Here is a 21,236-nt window from a genome sequence, read left to right on the forward strand (position 1 = left end):
GCGTTTATTTTTGTTATACGAACAAATTATGAAGTTATTTATTCTAAATTTTATTTTTTTGTGAAAACTAGACTCTTTTTAAGCAGAGAAAAACAAGGATATGATAAACTGAATACAACTTCATAGAAATTTGGTGGAAAATAAATATGAAAAAAAATTTAAAGTCATTCTTTAGAGAAAACGGACGCTACGCAGCAGCTAGTTTCCTGATTCCGTTTTTGATTTTAGCACTTGTTTATCTAAGTATCGGGATCTATCCTGGAAGCAGCAGAAGTATTTTGGCAAGTGATGCCTTTTCACAGTTTTCTAATTTTCATGCCAGCTTCCGAAATGTTCTTCTTGGAAAGCAAAGTATTTTTTATACATGGAATGCTTCTCTAGGATTGAATTATTTATCTTTAATTTCTTACTATCTAGGCGGGATCTTCACGCCACTGGTGTTCTTTTTTCCAAACCAGATGATGCCAGATGCACTGTATGTTCTGACTTTGCTTAAGGTCGGCTGTGCCGGATTGGCTTTTTGGTTTCTTGCACGTACGTTCAAGATTCCTCGCTGGGGGCATGTTGCACTTAGCGTCAGTTACGCATTGATCTCATTTATCACTGCACATTCGGAGATCATCATGTGGCTGGATGCATTTGTTTATCTTCCATTAGTGATTTTGGGGATTCATCGTGCTATGGATCTTAAACGGCCGAAACTTTTATTTATCAGTTATTTACTCTTGTTTTTATCCAGTTTTTATATGGGTTTTATGATTGGCGTATTTTCTTTCTTATATTTTATCGCCCGTCTATTGACAAACTGGTCAGAATATAAAAAAACGATTGTTCCTTATGGTATCACTTCTTTACTGGCAGGCGGCGCTTCAATGATCATTGTATTGCCAGCAGTGCTGGATCTTCGGTCAAATGGCGAGGCACTGAGTCAGATCACTACGTTGAAAACAGAAGCGACTTCTTATCTGGATCTGATCATGAAAAATATGATTGGTGTTTATGACACGACAAAATACGGATCGATTCCGTTCGTTTACGCAGGTCTGCTACCATTAGTCCTCTGTCTGTTTTATTTTGCCAGTCGGAAAGTACCGTTGAAAAATAAATTTTTGTACGGCAGTCTTTTCGCCATACTTATCGCAAGTTTTTATCTTGTTCCATTAAATTTGTTCTGGCATGGTATGCATGCACCGAATATGTTTTTATTCCGTTATGCCTATCTGTTCTCTTTCTTAGTGCTCCTGCTTGCAGGAAAAGGATGGGAAAAGATAGAACAAGACGATCGTGGGCTGTTGTTAGGAATCATTTTGGTCGTAGCTGCTCTCTTTGCGGTGGCATGGGGCATCAAACCTGAAGGAAGCTACACCTATGTGACGATGACTTCCTTTGTATTGACAGTGGTTTTCTTAGGGATCTATGCTTTTGCTGTGGGATTTTATCAGCATAAAAAACTTTCATTCAATCATCTGAATATATTGTTATTATTGATCATGTCTGCTGAAGCACTGGTCAATACGAATAGTATGATCCAGGGCATTCTTGATGATTGGAATTATGCTTCCCGCAGTTTATATACTGATCCTTATCCTGACTTGAAAGCTCTTGTAAATGAAACAAAAAAAGATTCCGACTCGTTTTACCGCTTGGAAAATCTGGATCCAGTATCTGCAAACGATTCGATCAACTATGGTTACAGTGGTATCAGTTTGTTTTCTTCTATAAGAAATCGTAATTCTTCCTCTTACCTGGATAAATTAGGTTTCCGTTCAAGAGGAACAAATTTGAATATCCGTTATAACAATAATACTTTGCTGATGGATGGGTTTACAGGAATCAAATATAACATTTCTAAAAACGAAAGCACGTTCAGTAAATATGGCTTCCGCCAAGCTGGTCAAAGTGGCGACTATACACTGTATCAGAATGTCAATGCATTGCCACTAGCATTTACTGCACCGTTGTCCGTTAATGATGTTGAGCAGCCAGTGACAGATAATTTGACCAGTCAGACAAACTTGATCAATACATTGTCTGGTTTAAATGAACAGTATTTTACATTCTATACACCTACTTTGAAGAATCAGTTGAATACGACGATCACAAAGACAACGACTGGCGTCACTTACTCAGAAACAGCAGATAACCAGCCAAAAGAGCTCACTTGGGAAGTCCATGTGCCTGCAAATACACAAGCTTACTTAAGTTTGTTCCCAACCAATTTTGCACAATTAGAAAGTTCTAGTGCGACGATCACTGTCAATGGTACATCGCGAAAAACGCAAATCAACATTTCTGGTCAATACTATGATCTTGGCTATTATCCTCAAGAGACAACAGTGACATTTACTGCAAGTTTTTATGGGACGAAAGAAATAAGTTTCATGGAGCCTAAAGTCGTTGGTCTAGATGTTGTAGCCTATCAAGCCGCAATGAATCAGATCAAAGAAAAAGGTGTCGAAATGGAAGCCACTGGCAGAAAAGCTTCTGGGACTGTAAATACCGCTGAAGATTCCATGTTGGTGACAACTATTCCTTATGACAAAGGATGGAAAGCTAAAATTGATGGGAAACCAGTCAAGGTCAGCAATTTCAAAGACGCATTCTTGATGATAAAAGTTCCAGCAGGTAAACATACTGTCACTTTCAGTTACTTGCCTGAAGGATTTATGGTAGGTGCAATCCTTTTTGTCCTATGTATTGCACTGTTTGTTCTTTATGTCTGGTATCTTAATCGCAATCGCCCCTTTCATGGTACGATTGATCCAGCAATAGAAGAACAACCACGAAACACACACAGAAGAAGACGTAGAAAATAAAGAAACGATGGAACCTGTTCAGACTGTCCGCACCAAGGGCAATCAAAACAACGTTCCATCGTTTTTTGGTTACAGAAAAAATAGGTAACAAAAAGATGATTCACTTATCAACGCCTCGTCCACAAGTCACGATATTCATCAAAGATGAGAAGCTGTTTTTTGAAATTGCTCCTTGTGACTCAGAGTTAAATGACAGGCTCACGACCTCTTTCTTAAACGGTGTTCCAGAAGTAGCTCCTTCGAAAATAAGCCGAAATTTTGCAAAATTTTGAGAAGTAATTTTCGTAAATTCCTTCTTATTTCTTGAAACTGACCACTTCTATCGTAACCTCTTATTCATATTTCACTTCATACAAATAAAGTCCTTCAGGGTGTGCTGTAGGTCCTGCTGCATTACGATCTTTTTTCGCAATAATATCTGGGATACTATCTTCAGGCAATCGGCCATTGCCAATTTTCAAAAGCGTTCCTACTAAGATCCGTATCATCTTATACAAGAAGCCATTTCCCCTAAATGTAAACAACAATTCGTCTTTTGTTTCATTTACCTCCATCTTAGCCTCGTAGATCGTACGTACTTTATCCTCTATCGAGCTTCCTGATGCACAAAAAGAGGTGAAATCGTGAGTCCCTAATAAATCAGGAAGTGCCCGCTGAATTTTTTCCAAATCAAGAGGGTAAGGAAAATAACTTGCATAATGGCGTCGAAAAGGACTGCGTGGTTTCCCTATATCCACTCGAAATTGATACGTCTTTTCTTTGACCAAATATCTTGCGTGGAAGTCTTCTGAAACAATTTCTACTTGTCTTACAGCAATATCCTCTGGTGACTGGGTATCTAGCGCGAAACGCATTCGTTCTAACGGACGCTCCTCTGGATAATCAAAATGGATTACTTGCCCGATCGCATGTACTCCGGCATCTGTCCTTCCCGAACCAAAGACCGTGATTTCTTTTCCATTTGCCATTTTTTGTAATGTTTTTTCTACTTCTTCTTGAACAGTACGCCCATTTGGCTGTTTTTGGAATCCATTAAAATTTGTTCCGTCGTACGCAATGATTGCTTTGTAACGTACCATGTTTTTCTCTCCTTTGTTCCTAAAAGGTTATCTGGAATAATGATTTTTTTATAAAATTTTTTCGTTCTTTTTTTTCAGATAAAAGAAAGAGGCCTGTGACCTTAGTCTGCCACAGACCCTAATATTTCTTGTCATACACTGCTCGCATCCTTTCTTGCAAACAGATCAGCAAGAAAAGAATAGATAGCGGCCCACTGAACGTTTATCCTCTTAAAAAGATCAGTAGCACAGTTAATAATACAAAAGCAATGATAACCATCGTGTCTCTATTATGCCAATGCAATACACGATATTTCGTTCTTCCTTCCCCACCTTTGTAGCCTCTTGCTTCCATAGCAGTCGCAAGATCTTCCGCACGGTTGAAGCTGCTGACAAATAAAGGAATCAGCAAAGGAATGACTGCTTTCATTTTCTGAACTAGGTTTCCTTCACCAAAATCAACACCGCGAGCGCGCTGAGCGTTCATGATCTTTTCTGTTTCGTCCATCAATGTAGGCACAAAACGAAGAGCAATCGACAGCATCAATGAAATTTCGTGGACTGGGAACCGTACGGCTTTCAATGGACGAAGCAAGTACTCAATCGCATCCGATAATTCCAAAGGCGGTGTAGTAAGCGTGAGTAGAGTCGACATAAAAATGATCAACACGAATCGACAGAAAATAAAGAGGCCGTTCATCACACCAAATTCAGTGATATGGAAAACACCCCAACTCCAATAAGTTTCTCCGCCACTTGTAAACAAGACCTGCAAAGCTACAGTGAAGAGGATTAGCCAGATCAATGGGCGAATGCCTCGGATAAAAAATTTCAAATCTACTTTTGACAAGAAGACAGAAAGTAATGTGAAAAATGCCAACAAAAGGTACGTTTCCCAATTATTTGCTAAAAAAATGATTCCGATAAAATAAAAACTGGCTAATAATTTAGCTCGGGGATCCAATCGATGGATCAAGGAATCTCCAGGCATATAACGACCAAATATCAATTTATTCATCATGGGCATTTCCTCCAGCATAATGGACGATAGCGTCTGCTAATTCTTCAGCTGTCAAAGGCAAGGTAGCAAAGTTCATCCCTTTAGCCATTAATTCTTCTGCAAACTCGGTGGCAGTAGGTACGCCTAGTTGTTTTTCTTTTAGCCATTCAATGTTTTGAAAGACCTCTTGCGGCTCCCCGCTATTAACGATTCGTCCCTTTTCCAGCACATAGACATAATCTGCAAAATTGGCTACATCATCCATTAAATGCGTAACTAATACAATAGTGATCTGCTGTTCCTTATGGAGACGCCAAAACATCTCCATCATTTCTTTTCTACCCTGGGGATCAAGTCCTGCCGTTGGTTCATCCAATACAAGTACTTCCGGCCTCATGGCAAGCACACCAGCGATTGCTACTCTACGCATTTGCCCTCCTGAAAGTTCAAATGGCGAACGTTCCAAATAGCTTTCATCCAGCCCAACTTGTTCTAATGTTTCTTTTGCTAGGACTAGTGCTTCTTCTTCGCTGACACCAAAGTTTTTAGGACCGAAAGCAATGTCTTTTGCTACCGTTTCTTCGAATAGCTGTGCTTCTGGAAACTGAAAGACGATACCAACTTTTTTTCGGATGGGCTTTAAATTCTTATTATCCGTATCCGGCTGAATATCTCGATCTCCAATATGGACTGTACCGCTTGTTGGCTTAACAAGCGCATTCAAATGCTGAAGTAAGGTTGATTTCCCGCTTCCGGTATGCCCTACTAATGCAGTATAACTGTTTTCTTTGATCGTCATATTGATGTCAAATAAGGCTCTTTGTTCAAATGGTGTATTCGGCTGATAAGTGAAGTCTACTTGTTCAAAACGGATGTCCATAACCAATCCACCATCCTTTCTTCTGTCATATATTCACTTGGCACATCAACCCCACGTTCTTTCAGTGCGCTCTTCAGTTTTTCAGGAAATGGTAGATCCAGACCTAAGTCGATCAGTTCAGGACCAGCAGAAAAAATTTCTTTTGGTGTACCTTCGCGGACAAGTTCTCCTTGTCTCATCACTAGTATCCGATTGGCATTAGCTGCTTCATCAATATCATGAGTGATAGATATAACGGTCAATTGACTTTCTTCTTTGATCTTCTTGATCGTAGAGATCACTTCTTCACGACCTTCTGGATCTAGCATACTTGTTGCTTCATCTAAAATAATGATATCAGGTCGTAAGGCAACCACGCCGGCAATGGCAACACGTTGTTTTTGCCCTCCTGATAAACGAGCAGGCTCGCGTGAAGCAAACTCAGCCATTCTAACTTTCTCAAGTGCATCTTTCACACGCACTAGCATTTCTTCTCTGGGAATCCCTTGATTTTCAAGACCAAAAGCAACGTCATCTTCTACTGTCGAACCAACGAACTGATTGTCTGGATTTTGAAAAACCATTCCAACCATCTGTCGGATCGTCCAAATATTTTCTTCATCTAATATTTGATTTCCCACTTTCACGATCCCTGATTCTGGCAGAAGCAATCCATTGATCGTTTTGGCAAGTGTCGATTTTCCTGAACCATTGTGTCCAATAATAGCGATCCACTCACCTTTATCAATTGTAAAGGAGACATCTTTCAATGCGGGGCAAAGATCATCTGGCTGGTATTTATAATTTATCTTTTCTAATTCAATAATTGGCTCCATGATTACTCCTTCTTCATCCTAAAGTTCCTACTAACACTATCAAAAAAAGACAAAATTTTCAATTATTTCTCGCTTAAAATGTTTTTTTATGCCTTCAAACATATCTGTCATGACAGGTAATTAAAGGTATAAAAAAACACTTTATGATGAGTGCTTACTCCCCAAGCGATATTCGCTTGAGGAGCAGCGCTGAGCTAGACTCGGAAAAATATCTTCCAACATCATAACACTCTAAAAGAATCATCTATAAAGTGATGTTATTAGTGTGATTTTAGACAAGTTCTAAGACAACCATTGGTGCACCATCACCGCGTCTTGGTTCTGTCTTCAAAATGCGTGTGTATCCGCCTTGTCGTTCTGCGTAACGAGGTGCAATATCGTTGAACAGTTTTTGTAAAGCTGATTCAATGACGATGTCCTCATTTTCTTCACGCACGCTGGCAACTTCATTACGTACGAAAGCCGCAGCTTGACGACGTGCATGCAAATCTCCGCGTTTACCTAAAGTGATCATTTTTTCTGCAGTTGAGCGAACTTCTTTCGCACGAGCTTCAGTAGTCACAATACGTTCGTTGATTAATAAATCAGTTGTTAAATCACGCAACATCGCTTTACGTTGGCTAGATGTGCGTCCTAGTTTACGATAACTCACGTTGGTTTCCCTCCTTCGTAAAAGGTTTTAATCTTCTTTACGTAAACCTAAACCTAAGTCGTGCAATTTTGCTTTAACTTCTTCTAATGATTTACGTCCTAAGTTACGGACTTTGATCATTTCAGGCTCAGATTTATTTGTAAGTTCTTGTACAGTATTGATTCCTGCACGTTTCAAACAATTGTAAGAGCGAACAGACAAGTCTAACTCTTCGATCGTCATTTCCAACATTTTTTCTTTTTGTGTTTCTTCTTTTTCGACCATGATTTCAGCATTTTTTGCTTCATCAGTTAAGTTCACAAAAATATCCAAATGTTCAGTCATGATTTTCGCAGACAAACTCATTGCTTCCAACGGTTCAATTGAACCATCTGTCCAAATCTCCATCGTCAATTTATCAAAATCTTCACGGTGCCCAACACGTGTGTTCTCAACTTGATAGTTCACACGACGAACAGGTGTGTAGATTGAATCGACTGGAAGAACGCCAATTGGCATATCTTCTTTTTTATTTTCATCTGCTTGAACATAACCACGTCCAGGTTTCACTGTTAAGCGAGCATGGAACGTAGCTCCTTCAGAGACACTACAGATGTACATATCTTTGTTAAGAATTTCTACATCACTATCAACGATAATATCGCCAGCAGTTACTGTAGCAGGTCCGGTAATATCGATTTCAAGGGTTTTTTCTTCTTGGCCATACATTTTCAGCGCTAAGCCTTTAATGTTCAAGATGATTTGAGTGACGTCTTCTCTAACACCTTTGATGGTAGAGAATTCATGCAGTACACCATCGATTTGAATATTAGTGATGGCAGCACCTGGCAAAGAAGATAATAAAATACGACGTAGGGAATTCCCTAAAGTAGTCCCATACCCTCTTTCAAGAGGTTCAACGATGAACTTGCCATAATCTTTTTCTTCATCAATTTTTGCGATTCTTGGTTTTTCGAACTCAATCATTCTTATCTTTACCCCTTTCAAAACGAAAAGTGTCTTGTTCAATGACGTTACTGATAAAACTCAAAATGAGCGGCACTCATTAAACACGACGGCGTTTTGGAGGGCGGGCACCATTATGAGGAACTGGAGTCACGTCACGAATTGCAGTCACTTCTAAACCTGTAGCTTGTAATGAACGAATTGCTGCTTCACGTCCAGAACCAGGTCCTTTAACTGTTACTTCAACAGTCTTTAATCCGTGTTCCATTGCTGCTTTTGTAGCAGTTTCTGCTGCCATTTGAGCGGCAAAAGGAGTTGATTTTTTGCTTCCTTTGAAACCTAATGAACCAGCTGATGACCACGCTAATGCATTTCCGTGAGTATCAGTGATCATGATGATAGTGTTATTGAATGTAGAATGGATATGTGCAATACCTGCTTCTATATTCTTCTTCACACGGCGTTTACGATTCACTTTTTTTGCTGCCATGAAGTTTTAACCTCCTTCACTTAAGAATTATTTTTTCTTGCCAGCGATAGCGCGAGCTGGGCCTTTACGAGTACGTGCATTGTTTTTCGTGTTTTGTCCACGAACAGGCAATCCACGGCGATGACGGATTCCACGGTAAGAACCGATTTCCATCAAACGTTTGATGTTCAAGTTCACTTCACGACGAAGATCCCCTTCAACTTTTAATTTATCTACTTCTGCACGGATAGCATCTGTTTGTTCATTCGTTAATTCACGAACGCGAACATCTTCAGATACACCAGCATCAGCTAAGATCTTTTTAGCAGTAGTGTTACCAATACCATAGATATAAGTAAGTGAAACTACTACACGTTTATCACGAGGAATATCTACTCCTGCAATACGAGCCATATTTATAGCACCTCCAATTATCCTTGACGTTGTTTATGTTTTGGATTTGCTGGGCAAATCACCATAACGCGTCCTTTACGACGAATTACTTTACAATGTTCGCACATTGGTTTTACTGATGGTCTTACTTTCATGATAATACCTCCTGTAGTTTTACGGAGTACAATTATTTAAAGCGATAAGTAATACGGCCACGGTTAAGATCGTATGGAGACAATTCAACCGTTACTTTGTCACCAGGTAAGATACGGATGTAATGCATACGAATTTTACCTGAAACAGTAGCAAGAACTTGGTGTCCGTTTTCTAGTTCAACTTTAAACATTGCATTCGGCAAAGTTTCGACGACTGTACCTTCGACTTCAATCATATCTTCTTTTGCCACGCACAGTACCTCCTTGTACTTGTTTCGCATTTTCACACGATAAAATGGCGGAAACTGCAGTTCCCACCTCAAAATTCTCAAAATGGATCATCTAGAGGATTCTCTAGAAGTCGGACTGACATATTCTATCATAATTTATTGAACTTGACAAGAGTAACTGCATAATGCAAGTCGGCTACGGGCAATCGTGCTATTTTTCAATGATTTTTTGTACATCTGCAAATACAGCATCGATTTCACGAGCACCATCAATAGTGTTTAGCAAACCTTGTTCTTTATAATAAGCCAAGATTGGTTCACTATTTTTGATGTTGATAGCCAGACGATTTTTAACCGTCTCAGGTTTATCATCTTCTCTTTGATAGAATTCATGCCCACCGCAACGATCACATGTGTCTTCAACTTTTGTAGGGTTGAAAATTTTATGGTAAGTTGCTCCACAATTGCTGCAGATAAATCGGCCGGCTAGACGTTCGACCAAGATTTCTTCACCAACATGGATATCGATGACAGCATCAATTTTTTTATTCAAATCTTTTAGCATTGCGTCCAGAGCTTTTGCTTGATCTAGCGTACGTGGAAAGCCATCTAATAAGAAGCCTTTCTCTGTATCTGGTTCAGCTAGTCGCTCTTTCACGATTCCATTTGTTACTTCATCAGGAACTAATGCACCTTTATCCATATAAGACTTTGCTTCCAGGCCAAGAGCTGTTTCGTTTTGCATCGCTGCGCGGAACATATCTCCTGTTGAGATGTGCGGAATACCATAAGCATCAATGATTTTTTCAGCTTGTGTTCCTTTACCTGCGCCTGGCAGCCCCATTAAAATGAGGTTCATTGTTTTCCCTCCTAATAAATGTGTGAGAACGTGTGTTGAGGGGAAACCTCAACACGCTTTCTTACTCAATGAATCCAACATATTTACGTTTCAGCATTAAGCCTTCTAACTGTTTCGCAGTTTCTAAAGCTACACCGATAACGATCAGTAAGCTTGTACCGCCTAATCCGATTGATTGTGGAAGATCCCAAACCATTTGAGCAATGATTGGAAGCAATGCCACTAAACCAAGGAAGACTGCACCAACTGTACTTAAACGCATCAGTAATCTTGAGACATACTCTTCAGTCCCCTTACCAGGGCGTACGCTTGGTATATAACTTCCTTGCTTTTGCAAGTTTTCCGCTAATTTCTCAGGGTTTACTTGAACAAAGGCGTAGAAGAAAGTGAAGGCAACGATCAGAATCGTATAAATCGTAGCACCAGGTGCTGTATTATAGTTAAAGATCTCCATCATCACTTTGTACCAGTTTTCAGAACCGAATCTACCGCTCAATGCTTGTAAAACAGCATTTGGCGTAGCAATAAACGAACTAGCAAAGATAACTGGAATAACTCCAGCTGCATTTACTTTCAACGGCAGATAGCTGCTTGTAGGCGCGCCAGCTACGCGTTTCGTATATTGGATCGGGATCTTGCGTTCAGCTTGTTGGAAAAATGTTACGAATGTCACGATCAATAAGACCGCTACTAGTAAAATGGCCACAAAAATAGCAGATTTCCATATGTCTGAAGGATCAATATTTATAAAGTAATCTTCATAAATTTCTCTGATACTTTCAGGCAATCTAGAAATGATACCTGCAAAAATGATCATTGATACGCCATTTCCGATACCTTTTTCTGTGATCTGTTCTCCTAGCCAAGTAACAAACATCGTACCGGCTGTTAGAATCAAACCGATCGTTACGTAAGTTGCTACGTTAGGATTATTCACGAAACCTAATTGAGCGTATTGATTGAATCCAGCAGTGATACCGACAGATTGGATAAATGCCAATACTAATGTCAGATATCGAGTCGCTTGATTCAGTTTTTTACGACCAACTTCCCCTTGTTTCGACCATTCAACAAATCGAGGCACGATGTCCATTTGAAGAAGCTGAATGACGATAGAAGCAGTAATGTATGGTGAAACCCCCATTGAGAAAATGGAAAAGTTTTGCATCGCACTACCACTTACCAAGTTCAACATGTTGAAAAATGGCAAAGAAGAAAGGTTTTGCAATGAAGCAGCATTTACGCCTGGTACAGTAATATGTGCACCTAGGCGAAATACAAACAACACAAATACAGTAAATAGGATTTTCGATCTAATGTCTTTTACTTTAAAAGCATCTTTTAATAGTCTAAACATTAGATCACCTCGATTGATCCACCAGCCGCTTCAATTGCTTCTTGAGCTGCTTTAGAGAATTTTGCTGCTTTCACAGTTAATTTCTTGTTTAGTTCCCCATTAGCTAATACTTTGATTCCAGCTTTTTCGTTTTTCACGATTCCAGCTTCAACTAAAGCAACAGGAGTTACTTCAGCTCCGTCTTCAAAGCGGTTCAATACATCAAGATTAATGACTGCATAGTCTTTACGGTTCACGTTTGTGAATCCTCGTTTTGGTAAACGACGGAACAATGGTGTTTGTCCCCCTTCAAATCCTAAACGCACACCGCCGCCTGAACGAGCTTTTTGTCCTTTTTGTCCGCGTCCGGCAGTTTTTCCGTTACCAGATGAAGTACCACGACCAACACGGTTACGTACTTGGCGTGAACCTTCAGCAGGTTTTAATTCATGAAGTTTCATAGGTTTGGCACCTCCTTAATGTTCTAGTTATGATTTTTCTAAATTAAATTTCTTCAACGTCCACTAGGTGAGAAACAGTATTGATCATGCCTTTAATTGCTTCATTAGAAGGCTTAACCACTGAACTGTTAATCTTTGTAAGACCTAACGCTTTAACTGTATCGCGTTGGTTTTGAGGACGTCCGATAATACTGCGTTTTAAAGTAACTTTTAATTCAGCCATTATTGTTGTCCTCCTTATCCGATTAATTCTTCAACTGATTTGCCGCGAAGTTCTGCAACTTCTTCTGCACGTTTCAATTGTTTCAAACCTTCAACTGTTGCGCGAACAACGTTGATTGGTGTATTTGAGCCTAAAGATTTAGAAGTGATATCTGCTACCCCAGCTAATTCTAATACGGCACGAACTGGTCCACCAGCAGCAACCCCAGAACCTTCTACAGCAGGTTTCATTAGGATTCTACCACCACTAAAAGCACCGATTACTTCGTGTGGGATTGTTGAACCAACCATAGGTACTTCAACTAAGTTTTTCTTCGCATCTTCAATTGCTTTACGGATTGCTTCAGGAACTTCTTGAGCTTTACCTGTACCAAATCCTACGTGTCCGTTTTTGTCACCGACAACAACTAAAGCAGCAAAACGTAGACGACGTCCACCTTTAACAACTTTTGTTACACGGTTAATTGCAACAACGCGGTCTTCTAATTCCAAATGTTTTGGATCGATATAAACCATGAATGGTATTCCTCCTTCTTCTAAAATTCTAGTCCATTTTCGCGAGCAGCTTCAGCTAAAGCTTGCACACGGCCATGGTAAAGGTATCCACCACGGTCAAAGACTACTACTTTAATGCCTTTTTCAGCTGCACGTTCAGCAACTAGTTTACCGACAGCTTGTGCTGCTTCTGTTTTTGTTCCACCTGAAATTTCTTTATCCAAGGTAGAGGCACTTGCTAGCGTTACACCCGCTACGTCATCAATAATTTGAGCGTAGATGTTTTTGTTAGAACGAAAAACGTTCAAGCGTGGGCGCTCAGCAGTACCAGAGATATTGTTACGTACACGACGATGTCTCTTTTGACGTGTTTTGTTCTTATCTGGTTTTGTAATCACAATTGTCACCTCTTTATTTTTATTGTACTACTATTTCAAGCAGTAAATACGTTTCGAAAAATAGAAGCTGCGGCACAAGTAAAAATGTATTTTTTTGAAGGTAAACTTCAGCCAAATGCCTTTTTCCTGCTGCTGGCTTCTATGCAATTTTTCTAAACGATTATTTACCAGTTTTACCTTCTTTACGGCGTACATATTCGCCAACATAACGAATACCTTTACCTTTATAAGGTTCTGGAGGACGAGTTCCACGAATGTTTGCAGCTAATTCGCCAACTTCTTCTTTGTTCGCACCTTTAACAATTACTTGTGTGTTAGCTGGTACTTCAACAGTTACTCCAGCTGGTGGTGTGATTTCTACTGGATGTGAGTAACCAACGTTCAATACAAGTTTTGATCCTTGTAATTGTGCACGGTACCCAACCCCGATTAGTTCTAACGCTTTTTGGAAACCTTCGCTGACACCTACAACCATGTTGTTGAAGTTCGCACGAGTTGTTCCATGAATTGTTTTCATTTCTTTACTGTCGTTTGGACGAGTGAAAGTTACTTCGTTTCCTTCGATATTCATTTTGATATCTGCTGAAAAAGTACGAGTCAATTCACCTTTTGGTCCTTTAACTGTAACGTTGTTTCCGTCTTGAGTAACTGTTACTCCTTCAGGGATAACAACGACTTTATTTCCGATACGGCTCACTTAAAGACACCTCCTTGTAGATTCTACTTGATTACCATACGTAAGCGATAACTTCGCCGCCGATATTTTTTTCACGAGCTTCTTTATCAGTGACAACACCTTCAGAAGTCGAAATGATTGCGATACCTAAACCGTTCAATACTTTTGGTACTTCGTCAGCTTTGACATAAGCACGCAAACCTGGTTTAGAGATACGTTTTAAGTTTGTGATAACACGTTCGCCGTTTTTACCAAATTTTAGGAAAACACGGATCACGCCTTGTTTGTCATCTTCGATGTATTCAACATCACGAACGAAACCTTCACGTTTCAAGATTTCAGCGATGTCACGTTTAATTTTTGATGCAGGTACTTCTAAAGACTCATGTTTAACCATGTTTGCGTTACGGATACGAGTTAGAAAATCTGCAATTGGATCTGTCATGACCATTGATCTTTTACCTCCTTCTTATGCGAATTTACTTTTTACCAGCTAGCTTTCTTCACGCCGGGAATTTGACCTTTATAGGCAAGTTCGCGGAAGCAAATACGGCAAAGATGGAACTTACGATAAACTGAATGTGGACGTCCGCAACGTTCGCAACGAGTATAAGCTTGTGTTGAAAATTTTGCAGGACGTTTGTTTTTAGCAATCATTGATTTTTTAGCCACGTAGTTCGCCTCCTTTAATTATTTTTGGAATGGCATGCCTAATTGTGTCAACAACTCACGAGATTCTTCATCAGAGTTTGCTGTTGTTACAATAACGATGTCCATACCACGTACTTTATCTACTAAATCATAATCTACTTCTGGGAAGATCAATTGTTCTTTAATACCTAAAGTATAGTTTCCACGACCGTCAAAGGCTTTTTTACTTACACCATGGAAGTCACGTACACGTGGTAGTGAAACAGAAACCAATTTGTCTAAGAATTCGTACATTCTTTCTCCGCGCAATGTAACTTTTGCACCAATTGGCATTCCTTCACGTAAACGGAATCCAGCGATTGATTTTTTAGCTTTTGTAATCATTGGTTTTTGACCAGTGATCAAAGTTAATTCTTCAACTGCTTTATCTAAGTTTTTAGCGTTTGATACCGCATCACCAACACCCATGTTGATGACGATTTTTTCAACTTTAGGTGTTTGCATAACAGAGCTATAGTTAAATTTTTCCATCAATGATGGAGTTACTTCTTTAAGATATTTTTCTTTTAGGCGGTTCATTCAGTAAGACCCTCCTTCCTTAAACTTTTATTTATCTAAAACTTCACCGGTTTTTTTAGAAACACGGACTTTTTTGCCGTCTACTTCTTTGTAGCCAACTCGGCCAGCTACACCAGTAGAGTCAACCACCATCACGTTAGAAACATGAATTGGCGCTTCCATCTCAACAATTCCACCTTGAGGAGCAACTTGAGAAGGTTTTTGGTGTTTTTTAACGACATTTACACCTTCGACAATAACTTTATCTTTTTTCGGGAACGCTGCTAGTACAACGCCTTCTTTGTTTTTGTCTTTTCCAGTGATAACTTTAACTTTATCGCCTTTTTTAACAAACATAACTGTTTCGCACCTCCTTTGATAAGTGTCTCAAGATTATAAAACTTCTGGTGCTAGTGAAACGATCTTCATGAAGTTGTTTTCACGTAGTTCACGTGCAACTGGCCCAAAGATACGTGTTCCACGAGGGCTTTTATCATCACGAATAATCACTGCAGCATTTTCATCAAATTTAATATATGAACCGTCTGTACGACGAGCTCCTGATTTTGTTCGAACGATAACGGCTTTAACGACGTCACCTTTTTTGACAACCCCACCTGGCGTTGCTTGTTTAACCGTAGCAACGATCACATCACCGATGTTAGCAGTTTTACGACCAGATCCACCAAGGACTTTGATCGTCAAAATTTCACGTGCGCCTGAGTTATCAGCGACTTTTAAACGACTTTCTGCTTGGATCACGTTGTGTATCCTCCTTTCAGATTTTGCATTCAATCTATATAGGAAAATCTCGTGTTATTAGATAATAACTGCTTCTTCGACTACTTCCAACAAACGGAAACGTTTTGTAGCTGATAATGGACGAGTTTCCATAATTCTCACGATGTCGCCAACTTTTGCTGTGTTGTTTTCATCATGCACTTTGTATTTCTTAGAATAGTTCATGCGTTTGCCATAGATAGGGTGGTTTTTCTTTGTTTCGACAGCAACGGTAATTGTTTTATCCATTTTGTCTGAAACCACGCGACCTTGATAAACTTTGCGTTGATTTCTTCCTTCAGTCATACGCTTAATGGCCTCCTTCCATAATTACTTAGCTTGTTCACGCAACACAGTTTTGATGCGTGCAATCGATTTACGTACTTCTTTAATACGTGCAGTGTTTTCTAATTGACCTGTTGCTAATTGGAATCTAAGATTAAACAATTCTTCTTTTAATTGTTTTTCTTGATCAAGCATTTCGGCAGTGGTTAATTCTCTGATTTCTTTAACCTTCATTCGATTCACCACCCATTTCCTCACGTTTTACGATCTTAGTTTTCATTGGTAATTTGTGAGAAGCTAGACGTAACGCTTCACGAGCTACTTCTTCAGGAACGCCTGCGATTTCAAACATGATTTTACCACGTTTTACTGGTGCAACCCATCCTTCAGGTGCCCCTTTACCAGAACCCATACGCACCCCAATTGCTTTGGCAGTATAAGATTTGTGAGGGAAAATTTTAATCCATACTTTCCCACCACGTTTCATGTAACGAGTCATTGCGATACGAGCAGCTTCGATTTGGCGGTTTGTGATCCAATGTGAATCAACAGCTTGCAAACCGTATTCACCGAATGCTACTTCTTTTCCGCCTTTAGCTTCCCCGCGCATTTTTCCGCGGAATTCACGACGGTGTTTTACACGTTTAGGTACTAACATGATTATTTCCCTCCTTTCTCAGTGTTTTTTTTAGTTGGAAGAATTTCTCCACGATAGATCCACACTTTAACTCCTAGTTTTCCGTATGTTGTATCTGCTTCTTCCCATGCGTAATCAATGTCCGCACGTAAAGTATGAAGAGGAACAGTTCCTTCTGAGTATCCTTCTGAACGAGCGATATCTGCTCCGTTTAGACGACCAGATACTTGAGTTTTGATCCCTTGAGCGCCAGCACGCATTGAGCGTTGGATGGCTTGTTTTTGAGCGCGACGGAAAGCAACACGGTTTTCTAATTGACGTGCGATTCCTTCACCTACTAATTTTGCATCTAGATCTGGTTTTTTGATTTCCACGATATTGATATGGATTCTTTTACCAGTTAATTTGTTTAATTCTTTTCTTAGGCTTTCGACTTCAGAACCGCCTTTACCAATAACCATACCTGGTTTAGCTGTGTGAATTGAAATGTTTACGCGACCTGTTGCGCGTTCGATTTCAACTGTTGATACAGCAGCATCAGCAAGTTTAGTTGAAATAAATTTACGGATTCTTAAATCTTCGTGTAAGAACTCAGCATACTCTTTTTCAGCATACCATTTAGCATCCCAGTCGCGGATGATGCCTACACGCATTCCAATTGGATGTACTTTTTGACCCACTGATTATCCCTCCTTATTTTTCTGATACGACTACCGTGATATGACTTGTACGTTTGTTGATTGGAGAAGCTGATCCTTTTGCACGAGGACGGAAACGTTTCATTGTAGGTCCTTCGTTAACAAAAGCTTCGCTTACTACCAAGTTTTCAACATCTAAGTCAAAGTTATTTTCTGCATTCGCAACTGCTGACATCAATACTTTTTCAATGATTCCAGCAGATTTGTTTGGTGTGAATTTCAAGATTGAAATTGCATCTGCGACACTTTTACCTCTGATAAGGTCAATTACTAAACGGGCTTTTCGAGGTGAAGTGCGAACTGTTTTTGCAGTTGCTTTAGCTGATGTGATTTGTTCTGCCATTTGGATTTATCCTCCCCTCAAATTAGCGTTTCGTTTTCTTATCGTCAGCAGCATGTCCACGATAAGTTCTTGTAGGTGCAAATTCACCTAATTTGTGTCCTACCATGTCTTCTTGGATGTAAACTGGTACATGTTTACGTCCATCATAAACTGCGATGGTATATCCAACAAAACTTGGGAAAACTGTTGAACGGCGTGACCAAGTTTTGATAACTTTTTTCTTTTCAACCCCTGCTTGAGCTTCAACTTTTTTCATTAAATGCTCATCGACAAAAGGTCCTTTCTTTAAACTACGACCCATGGTGAACCTCCTCTCAAAATGTGCGACACATGGTCAAAGTAATTATTTATTTTTGCGACGACGAACAATAAGTTTGTCTGATTTAGCTTTTTTGTTACGAGTTTTGTAACCAAGAGCTGGTTGACCCCAAGGAGAAACTGGTGCTTTACGTCCGATAGGAGCTTTACCTTCACCACCACCGTGTGGATGATCATTAGGGTTCATTACGCTACCACGTACAGTTGGGCGTTTACGCATCCAACGAGAGCGTCCAGCTTTACCGATGTTGATTAATTCGTGTTGTTCGTTACCTACAGAACCGATTGTAGCACGGCATGCAGCTAAGATCATACGAACTTCACCAGAGTTCAAGCGGATCAATACGTATTTGCCTTCTTTACCAAGTACTTGAGCACTTGTACCAGCAGAACGGATCAATTGTCCACCTTTACCAGGTTTCATTTCAATGTTGTGGATAACAGTACCAACTGGAATGTTTTCTAATGGAAGAGCATTTCCGACTTTGATATCTGCTTCTGGACCTGAAACAAGTTTCATACCCACTTCTAGTCCTTTAGGTGCTAAGATGTAAGCTTTCACTCCATCTTCATAGTGTACTAACGCGATGTTAGCTGAACGGTTTGGATCATATTCGATCGTTTGAACAGTTGCAACAACGTTATCTTTGTTACGTTTGAAGTCGATCACGCGATATTGGCGTTTGTGTCCGCCACCTTGATGACGTACAGTGATGCGGCCGTTGTTGTTACGTCCAGCATGGTTTTTCAATGGTTGTAACAATGATTTTTCAGGTGTTGATGTTGTGATTTCAGCAAAATCAGAACCTGTCATGTTACGACGACCATTTGAGGTAGGTTTGTACTTTTTAATCGCCACGTTTTTCCCTCCTAATTTAATGAGTTATCTATTAGTGCTTATTCAGCAGCTTCGAATAATTGGATTTCTTTTGAATCTTCAGTCAATGTAACGATCGCTTTGCGACGTTTTTTTGTATATCCTGCATATTTGCCCATACGTTTAAATTTCGCACGTACGTTCACGATGTTCACGTTTTTGACTTTAACGTCAAAAGCAGCTTCTACCGCTTGTTTTACTAAAGTTTTGTTTGCGCGAGTGTCCACTTCAAAAGTGTATTTCTTGTCATCCATGGCAAGCATTGATTTTTCAGTGATCACTGGGCGTTTGATTACGTCTAGTAAGTTCATTATGCAAGCACCTCCTCAATTTGAGTAAGAGCAGTTTGTGTTGCTAACACTTTTGTATTTGATACAACGTCTAGCACACTCACATTATCAGAAGTTACTACAGAAACGTTTGGTAAGTTACGTGCTGATAAAGCAGCAAAGTCGTTACCTTTTTCTAGAACAACCAATACTTTAGAGTCGATAGATAAGTTAGCAAGAACTTGTTTGAATTCTTTTGTTTTTGGTGCGTCGAAGTTCAAGCCTTCGATTGCTACCAAGTTGTTTTCAGCAACTTTTTCTGACAATACAGATTTCATTGCTAAACGACGAACTTTTTTAGGAAGTTTGTAGCTGTAAGAACGTGGTGTTGGTCCAAAGACTACGCCACCTCCACGCCATTGTGGTGAGCGGATAGATCCTTGACGTGCACGACCTGTTCCTTTTTGACGCCATGGTTTACGTCCGCCGCCGCGAACAGCGCTACGGTTTTTAACCGCGTGTGTTCCTTGTCTTAATGACGCACGTTGCATTACGATTGCATCGTAAACAACACTTTCATTAGGTTCAATTCCGAAGATTTCTTCGTTAAGTGTGATTTCACCGTTTTGGCTTCCATCTTGTTTGAATAATGCTACATTCGGCATTCCTTAGTTCCTCCTTTCTTCCTACAATTATTTAGCTTTCACAGCTGATTTGATAGTGATTAAAGATTTTTTAGCTCCAGGAACATTACCTTTGATCAAGATAACATTTCTTTCTGCATCGACACGTACAACTTCCAAGTTTTGGATAGTTACGCGGTTGCCACCCATACGGCCAGCAAGACGTTTGTTTTTAAATACACGGTTAGGTGCAACTGGACCCATTGACCCAGGACGACGATGGTAACGAGAACCGTGAGCCATTGGTCCGCGGCTTTGTCCGTGGCGTTTGATAACCCCTTGGAATCCTTTACCTTTCGTAGTACCTGTTACATCAATAATGTCTCCTGCTTGGAAAACATCTACTGTAATTTCTTTTCCTACTTCATATTCTCCTAGCTCAACATTTTTGAATTCACGAATGAAGCGCTTAGGAGCCGTGTTTGCTTTTGCAACATGACCTTTCGCAGGTTTGTTTGATAAAACTTCACGCATATCTTGGTAACCAACTTGAATAGCTTCGTAGCCATCCGTTTCCATTGTTTTCACTTGTAGTACTACGTTTGGAGTAGCTTCTACAACAGTTACTGGAATTAATTCACCAGATTCAGTGAAGATTTGTGTCATTCCCACTTTTTTCCCTAAGATTCCTTTGGTCATGAGTACACCTCCATTATTTTTGTTTTAGTTTTATAATTTGATTTCGATGTTTACACCAGATGGTAAGTCTAGCTTCATCAAAGCATCAACAGTTTTTGGTGTTGGGTTCACAATGTCGATAAGACGTTTGTGTGTACGCATTTCGAATTGTTCGCGTGAATCTTTGTATTTATGAGTCGCACGGATGATTGTGTAAAGACTGCGTTCAGTTGGTAATGGAATTGGACCAGACACGCTAGCTCCAGTTCTTTTTGCAGTTTCCACGATTTTATCCGCTGATTGATCTAAAATACGGTGTTCATACGCTTTTAAACGGATACGAATTTTTTGTTTTGCCATCTTGTTCCCTCCTTCGCCTATTTTGAAAAGTAGACATAGCTCCACGAAAATTTCCGTCACGCTCGTTCGTGGCAAAGCGTCCGGGCGTGTCGCAACCTCTCGTTTCTTAGCCGACGAAATCATTCTGATTACGTCTGTGCAATTCACTAAAGTAAACGCACCTTTGTCATTATAATATATATAAACTCACAAAGCAAGGCTTTTTCTTGTAAAAAACATTTTGTTTTCATAAAGTTTCATTTAGAAAATACTGACTCTTTTATTTCGTGTTTCTTCTATTATAATGCTCCTGTCTTTTT

At 39.7% G+C, this 21,236-nt stretch carries 34 protein-coding genes; 1 reads left to right on the forward strand and 33 read right to left on the reverse strand.

All coding sequences use genetic code 11. The annotated features are described in order from the left end of the window. The first annotated feature begins 146 nt into the window (after nucleotides 1-146). The gene (locus tag OS139_RS08560) at nucleotides 147-2,816 is read left to right on the forward strand and encodes a YfhO family protein (RefSeq protein ID WP_325066877.1); all 2,670 of its coding nucleotides are present in this window, start codon (nucleotides 147-149) and stop codon (nucleotides 2,814-2,816) included. 332 nt (nucleotides 2,817-3,148) lie between these two features. Here OS139_RS08560 and truA read toward each other — a convergent pair whose 3' ends face one another. The 33 genes from truA to rpsJ all read right to left on the reverse strand — a co-directional run bounded on the left by truA (nucleotide 3,149) and on the right by rpsJ (nucleotide 20,937). Continuing rightward, nucleotides 3,149-3,895, reverse strand: a complete 747-nt coding sequence (gene truA / locus OS139_RS08565; RefSeq protein ID WP_002298563.1) for a tRNA pseudouridine(38-40) synthase TruA — start codon at nucleotides 3,893-3,895, stop codon at nucleotides 3,149-3,151. A 202-nt stretch (nucleotides 3,896-4,097) separates the two neighbouring features. Continuing rightward, nucleotides 4,098-4,895, reverse strand: coding sequence for an energy-coupling factor transporter transmembrane component T family protein (locus OS139_RS08570; RefSeq protein WP_002288724.1), 798 nt, complete (start codon nucleotides 4,893-4,895; stop codon nucleotides 4,098-4,100). Beyond that, nucleotides 4,885-5,754, reverse strand: coding sequence for an energy-coupling factor ABC transporter ATP-binding protein (locus OS139_RS08575; protein ID WP_002332020.1), 870 nt, complete (start codon nucleotides 5,752-5,754; stop codon nucleotides 4,885-4,887). Before OS139_RS08575 ends, OS139_RS08570 begins: the two co-directional genes overlap by 11 nt. Further along, entirely contained in the window at nucleotides 5,730-6,569 is an 840-nt protein-coding gene (locus OS139_RS08580) for an energy-coupling factor ABC transporter ATP-binding protein (RefSeq protein ID WP_002332021.1), read from the reverse strand. The genes OS139_RS08575 and OS139_RS08580 overlap by 25 nt, the downstream gene beginning before the upstream one ends. A 271-nt stretch (nucleotides 6,570-6,840) precedes the next feature. Next, complete coding sequence (gene rplQ, locus OS139_RS08585) at nucleotides 6,841-7,221, reverse strand: 50S ribosomal protein L17 (RefSeq protein ID WP_002288716.1); 381 nt, start codon at nucleotides 7,219-7,221, stop codon at nucleotides 6,841-6,843. A 27-nt stretch (nucleotides 7,222-7,248) separates the two neighbouring features. Beyond that, entirely contained in the window at nucleotides 7,249-8,187 is a 939-nt protein-coding gene (locus OS139_RS08590) for a DNA-directed RNA polymerase subunit alpha (RefSeq protein WP_002288715.1), read from the reverse strand. 79 nt (nucleotides 8,188-8,266) lie between these two features. Then, a complete protein-coding gene (gene rpsK, locus OS139_RS08595) occupies nucleotides 8,267-8,656 on the reverse strand; it encodes a 30S ribosomal protein S11 (RefSeq protein WP_002288714.1) in 390 nt (129 codons plus the stop codon). Between the two features lie 27 nt (nucleotides 8,657-8,683). Then, entirely contained in the window at nucleotides 8,684-9,049 is a 366-nt protein-coding gene (rpsM, locus tag OS139_RS08600) for a 30S ribosomal protein S13 (RefSeq protein WP_002288713.1), read from the reverse strand. A 17-nt stretch (nucleotides 9,050-9,066) separates the two neighbouring features. Then, nucleotides 9,067-9,183, reverse strand: a complete 117-nt coding sequence (gene rpmJ / locus OS139_RS08605) for a 50S ribosomal protein L36 (protein WP_002288710.1) — start codon at nucleotides 9,181-9,183, stop codon at nucleotides 9,067-9,069. A 32-nt stretch (nucleotides 9,184-9,215) separates the two neighbouring features. Further along, nucleotides 9,216-9,434: a translation initiation factor IF-1 gene (infA, locus tag OS139_RS08610; protein ID WP_002288695.1), complete on the reverse strand. Its 219-nt coding sequence runs from the start codon at nucleotides 9,432-9,434 to the stop codon at nucleotides 9,216-9,218. A 190-nt stretch (nucleotides 9,435-9,624) separates the two neighbouring features. Next, nucleotides 9,625-10,272, reverse strand: coding sequence for an adenylate kinase (locus OS139_RS08615; protein ID WP_002288690.1), 648 nt, complete (start codon nucleotides 10,270-10,272; stop codon nucleotides 9,625-9,627). Between the two features lie 61 nt (nucleotides 10,273-10,333). Then, entirely contained in the window at nucleotides 10,334-11,629 is a 1,296-nt protein-coding gene (secY, locus tag OS139_RS08620) for a preprotein translocase subunit SecY (RefSeq protein ID WP_002288688.1), read from the reverse strand. Continuing rightward, nucleotides 11,629-12,069 carry a 50S ribosomal protein L15 gene (rplO, locus tag OS139_RS08625; RefSeq protein WP_002288687.1) on the reverse strand — a complete coding sequence of 147 codons (441 nt, stop codon included), beginning with the start codon at nucleotides 12,067-12,069 and terminating at the stop codon, nucleotides 11,629-11,631. The genes secY and rplO overlap by 1 nt, the downstream gene beginning before the upstream one ends. A gap of 43 nt (nucleotides 12,070-12,112) precedes the next feature. Next, nucleotides 12,113-12,292, reverse strand: coding sequence for a 50S ribosomal protein L30 (gene rpmD / locus OS139_RS08630; protein WP_002288686.1), 180 nt, complete (start codon nucleotides 12,290-12,292; stop codon nucleotides 12,113-12,115). Nucleotides 12,293-12,306: 14 nt separating this feature from the next. Then, a complete protein-coding gene (gene rpsE, locus OS139_RS08635) occupies nucleotides 12,307-12,807 on the reverse strand; it encodes a 30S ribosomal protein S5 (RefSeq protein WP_002288681.1) in 501 nt (166 codons plus the stop codon). Between the two features lie 20 nt (nucleotides 12,808-12,827). Beyond that, nucleotides 12,828-13,184 (reverse strand): 50S ribosomal protein L18, encoded by a 357-nt coding sequence (gene rplR, locus OS139_RS08640; protein WP_002288679.1) that lies wholly within the window; start codon nucleotides 13,182-13,184, stop codon nucleotides 12,828-12,830. 160 nt (nucleotides 13,185-13,344) lie between these two features. Beyond that, nucleotides 13,345-13,881: a 50S ribosomal protein L6 gene (gene rplF / locus OS139_RS08645; RefSeq protein ID WP_002288677.1), complete on the reverse strand. Its 537-nt coding sequence runs from the start codon at nucleotides 13,879-13,881 to the stop codon at nucleotides 13,345-13,347. Between the two features lie 31 nt (nucleotides 13,882-13,912). Then, a complete protein-coding gene (rpsH, locus tag OS139_RS08650) occupies nucleotides 13,913-14,311 on the reverse strand; it encodes a 30S ribosomal protein S8 (RefSeq protein WP_002288675.1) in 399 nt (132 codons plus the stop codon). Nucleotides 14,312-14,346: 35 nt separating this feature from the next. After that, nucleotides 14,347-14,532 (reverse strand): type Z 30S ribosomal protein S14, encoded by a 186-nt coding sequence (locus OS139_RS08655; protein WP_002288673.1) that lies wholly within the window; start codon nucleotides 14,530-14,532, stop codon nucleotides 14,347-14,349. 18 nt (nucleotides 14,533-14,550) lie between these two features. Continuing rightward, nucleotides 14,551-15,090, reverse strand: a complete 540-nt coding sequence (gene rplE / locus OS139_RS08660; RefSeq protein WP_002288671.1) for a 50S ribosomal protein L5 — start codon at nucleotides 15,088-15,090, stop codon at nucleotides 14,551-14,553. Nucleotides 15,091-15,117: 27 nt separating this feature from the next. Then, complete coding sequence (rplX, locus tag OS139_RS08665) at nucleotides 15,118-15,426, reverse strand: 50S ribosomal protein L24 (RefSeq protein ID WP_002332022.1); 309 nt, start codon at nucleotides 15,424-15,426, stop codon at nucleotides 15,118-15,120. Between the two features lie 36 nt (nucleotides 15,427-15,462). Beyond that, nucleotides 15,463-15,831 (reverse strand): 50S ribosomal protein L14, encoded by a 369-nt coding sequence (gene rplN, locus OS139_RS08670; protein WP_002288669.1) that lies wholly within the window; start codon nucleotides 15,829-15,831, stop codon nucleotides 15,463-15,465. Between the two features lie 57 nt (nucleotides 15,832-15,888). Next, nucleotides 15,889-16,155: a 30S ribosomal protein S17 gene (gene rpsQ / locus OS139_RS08675; RefSeq protein WP_002288668.1), complete on the reverse strand. Its 267-nt coding sequence runs from the start codon at nucleotides 16,153-16,155 to the stop codon at nucleotides 15,889-15,891. Nucleotides 16,156-16,179: 24 nt separating this feature from the next. Then, nucleotides 16,180-16,368, reverse strand: coding sequence for a 50S ribosomal protein L29 (rpmC, locus tag OS139_RS08680; protein ID WP_002288664.1), 189 nt, complete (start codon nucleotides 16,366-16,368; stop codon nucleotides 16,180-16,182). Beyond that, nucleotides 16,358-16,792, reverse strand: coding sequence for a 50S ribosomal protein L16 (gene rplP / locus OS139_RS08685; RefSeq protein ID WP_002288661.1), 435 nt, complete (start codon nucleotides 16,790-16,792; stop codon nucleotides 16,358-16,360). The genes rpmC and rplP overlap by 11 nt, the downstream gene beginning before the upstream one ends. Before the next feature lie 2 nt (nucleotides 16,793-16,794). Then, nucleotides 16,795-17,451 (reverse strand): 30S ribosomal protein S3, encoded by a 657-nt coding sequence (rpsC, locus tag OS139_RS08690; RefSeq protein WP_002288659.1) that lies wholly within the window; start codon nucleotides 17,449-17,451, stop codon nucleotides 16,795-16,797. Between the two features lie 13 nt (nucleotides 17,452-17,464). After that, nucleotides 17,465-17,812, reverse strand: coding sequence for a 50S ribosomal protein L22 (rplV, locus tag OS139_RS08695; protein ID WP_002288657.1), 348 nt, complete (start codon nucleotides 17,810-17,812; stop codon nucleotides 17,465-17,467). Between the two features lie 22 nt (nucleotides 17,813-17,834). Beyond that, on the reverse strand, nucleotides 17,835-18,113 hold the full coding sequence (rpsS, locus tag OS139_RS08700) for a 30S ribosomal protein S19 (protein ID WP_002288655.1): 279 nt from the start codon (nucleotides 18,111-18,113) through the stop codon (nucleotides 17,835-17,837). A 42-nt stretch (nucleotides 18,114-18,155) separates the two neighbouring features. Further along, nucleotides 18,156-18,989: a 50S ribosomal protein L2 gene (gene rplB, locus OS139_RS08705; protein ID WP_002290451.1), complete on the reverse strand. Its 834-nt coding sequence runs from the start codon at nucleotides 18,987-18,989 to the stop codon at nucleotides 18,156-18,158. A 38-nt stretch (nucleotides 18,990-19,027) separates the two neighbouring features. Continuing rightward, nucleotides 19,028-19,318, reverse strand: coding sequence for a 50S ribosomal protein L23 (rplW, locus tag OS139_RS08710; protein WP_002290449.1), 291 nt, complete (start codon nucleotides 19,316-19,318; stop codon nucleotides 19,028-19,030). After that, on the reverse strand, nucleotides 19,318-19,941 hold the full coding sequence (gene rplD, locus OS139_RS08715) for a 50S ribosomal protein L4 (protein ID WP_002290446.1): 624 nt from the start codon (nucleotides 19,939-19,941) through the stop codon (nucleotides 19,318-19,320). The genes rplW and rplD overlap by 1 nt, the downstream gene beginning before the upstream one ends. Nucleotides 19,942-19,968: 27 nt before the next feature. After that, nucleotides 19,969-20,598, reverse strand: coding sequence for a 50S ribosomal protein L3 (gene rplC, locus OS139_RS08720; protein ID WP_002290445.1), 630 nt, complete (start codon nucleotides 20,596-20,598; stop codon nucleotides 19,969-19,971). A gap of 30 nt (nucleotides 20,599-20,628) precedes the next feature. Next, nucleotides 20,629-20,937: a 30S ribosomal protein S10 gene (rpsJ, locus tag OS139_RS08725; protein ID WP_002290443.1), complete on the reverse strand. Its 309-nt coding sequence runs from the start codon at nucleotides 20,935-20,937 to the stop codon at nucleotides 20,629-20,631. Nucleotides 20,938-21,236 lie beyond the last annotated feature (299 nt).

Origin of the sequence: Enterococcus sp. E4-223 (assembly GCF_035727065.1) — a bacterium.
Lineage (GTDB): Bacteria > Bacillota > Bacilli > Lactobacillales > Enterococcaceae > Enterococcus_B > Enterococcus_B faecium.

Excerpts from the sequence above, each read along its gene's own strand:
- rpsJ (WP_002290443.1), bottom strand. The coding sequence starts at position 20,937 with ATGGCAAAACAAAAAATTCGTATCCGTTTAAAAGCGTATGAACACCGT.
- rpmC (WP_002288664.1), bottom strand. The coding sequence starts at position 16,368 with ATGAAGGTTAAAGAAATCAGAGAATTAACCACTGCCGAAATGCTTGAT.
- rpsM (WP_002288713.1), bottom strand. The coding sequence starts at position 9,049 with ATGGCTCGTATTGCAGGAGTAGATATTCCTCGTGATAAACGTGTAGTA.
- rplP (WP_002288661.1), bottom strand. The coding sequence starts at position 16,792 with ATGTTAGTACCTAAACGTGTAAAACACCGTCGTGAATTCCGCGGAAAA.
- rpmJ (WP_002288710.1), bottom strand. The coding sequence starts at position 9,183 with ATGAAAGTAAGACCATCAGTAAAACCAATGTGCGAACATTGTAAAGTA.
- rpsH (WP_002288675.1), bottom strand. The coding sequence starts at position 14,311 with ATGGTCATGACAGATCCAATTGCAGATTTTCTAACTCGTATCCGTAAC.
- secY (WP_002288688.1), bottom strand. The coding sequence starts at position 11,629 with ATGTTTAGACTATTAAAAGATGCTTTTAAAGTAAAAGACATTAGATCG.
- rpsK (WP_002288714.1), bottom strand. The coding sequence starts at position 8,656 with ATGGCAGCAAAAAAAGTGAATCGTAAACGCCGTGTGAAGAAGAATATA.
- OS139_RS08615 (WP_002288690.1), bottom strand. The coding sequence starts at position 10,272 with ATGAACCTCATTTTAATGGGGCTGCCAGGCGCAGGTAAAGGAACACAA.
- rplX (WP_002332022.1), bottom strand. The coding sequence starts at position 15,426 with ATGTTTGTTAAAAAAGGCGATAAAGTTAAAGTTATCACTGGAAAAGAC.
- rplD (WP_002290446.1), bottom strand. The coding sequence starts at position 19,941 with ATGCCGAATGTAGCATTATTCAAACAAGATGGAAGCCAAAACGGTGAA.
- truA (WP_002298563.1), bottom strand. The coding sequence starts at position 3,895 with ATGGTACGTTACAAAGCAATCATTGCGTACGACGGAACAAATTTTAAT.
- rplO (WP_002288687.1), bottom strand. The coding sequence starts at position 12,069 with ATGAAACTTCATGAATTAAAACCTGCTGAAGGTTCACGCCAAGTACGT.
- rpsQ (WP_002288668.1), bottom strand. The coding sequence starts at position 16,155 with ATGACTGAAGGAAGAAATCAACGCAAAGTTTATCAAGGTCGCGTGGTT.
- rpmD (WP_002288686.1), bottom strand. The coding sequence starts at position 12,292 with ATGGCTGAATTAAAAGTTACTTTAAAACGCAGTATTATCGGACGTCCT.
- rplE (WP_002288671.1), bottom strand. The coding sequence starts at position 15,090 with ATGAACCGCCTAAAAGAAAAATATCTTAAAGAAGTAACTCCATCATTG.
- rplW (WP_002290449.1), bottom strand. The coding sequence starts at position 19,318 with ATGAACTTACTAGACGTAATCAAACGCCCAGTGATCACTGAAAAATCA.
- OS139_RS08590 (WP_002288715.1), bottom strand. The coding sequence starts at position 8,187 with ATGATTGAGTTCGAAAAACCAAGAATCGCAAAAATTGATGAAGAAAAA.
- OS139_RS08575 (WP_002332020.1), bottom strand. The coding sequence starts at position 5,754 with ATGGACATCCGTTTTGAACAAGTAGACTTCACTTATCAGCCGAATACA.
- OS139_RS08560 (WP_325066877.1), top strand. The coding sequence starts at position 147 with ATGAAAAAAAATTTAAAGTCATTCTTTAGAGAAAACGGACGCTACGCA.
- rplC (WP_002290445.1), bottom strand. The coding sequence starts at position 20,598 with ATGACCAAAGGAATCTTAGGGAAAAAAGTGGGAATGACACAAATCTTC.
- OS139_RS08570 (WP_002288724.1), bottom strand. The coding sequence starts at position 4,895 with ATGATGAATAAATTGATATTTGGTCGTTATATGCCTGGAGATTCCTTG.
- rpsS (WP_002288655.1), bottom strand. The coding sequence starts at position 18,113 with ATGGGTCGTAGTTTAAAGAAAGGACCTTTTGTCGATGAGCATTTAATG.
- rpsE (WP_002288681.1), bottom strand. The coding sequence starts at position 12,807 with ATGGTTTATATCGATCCAAAACATTTGGAATTAGAAGACCGCGTTGTT.
- OS139_RS08580 (WP_002332021.1), bottom strand. The coding sequence starts at position 6,569 with ATGGAGCCAATTATTGAATTAGAAAAGATAAATTATAAATACCAGCCA.
- rplV (WP_002288657.1), bottom strand. The coding sequence starts at position 17,812 with ATGGCAGAACAAATCACATCAGCTAAAGCAACTGCAAAAACAGTTCGC.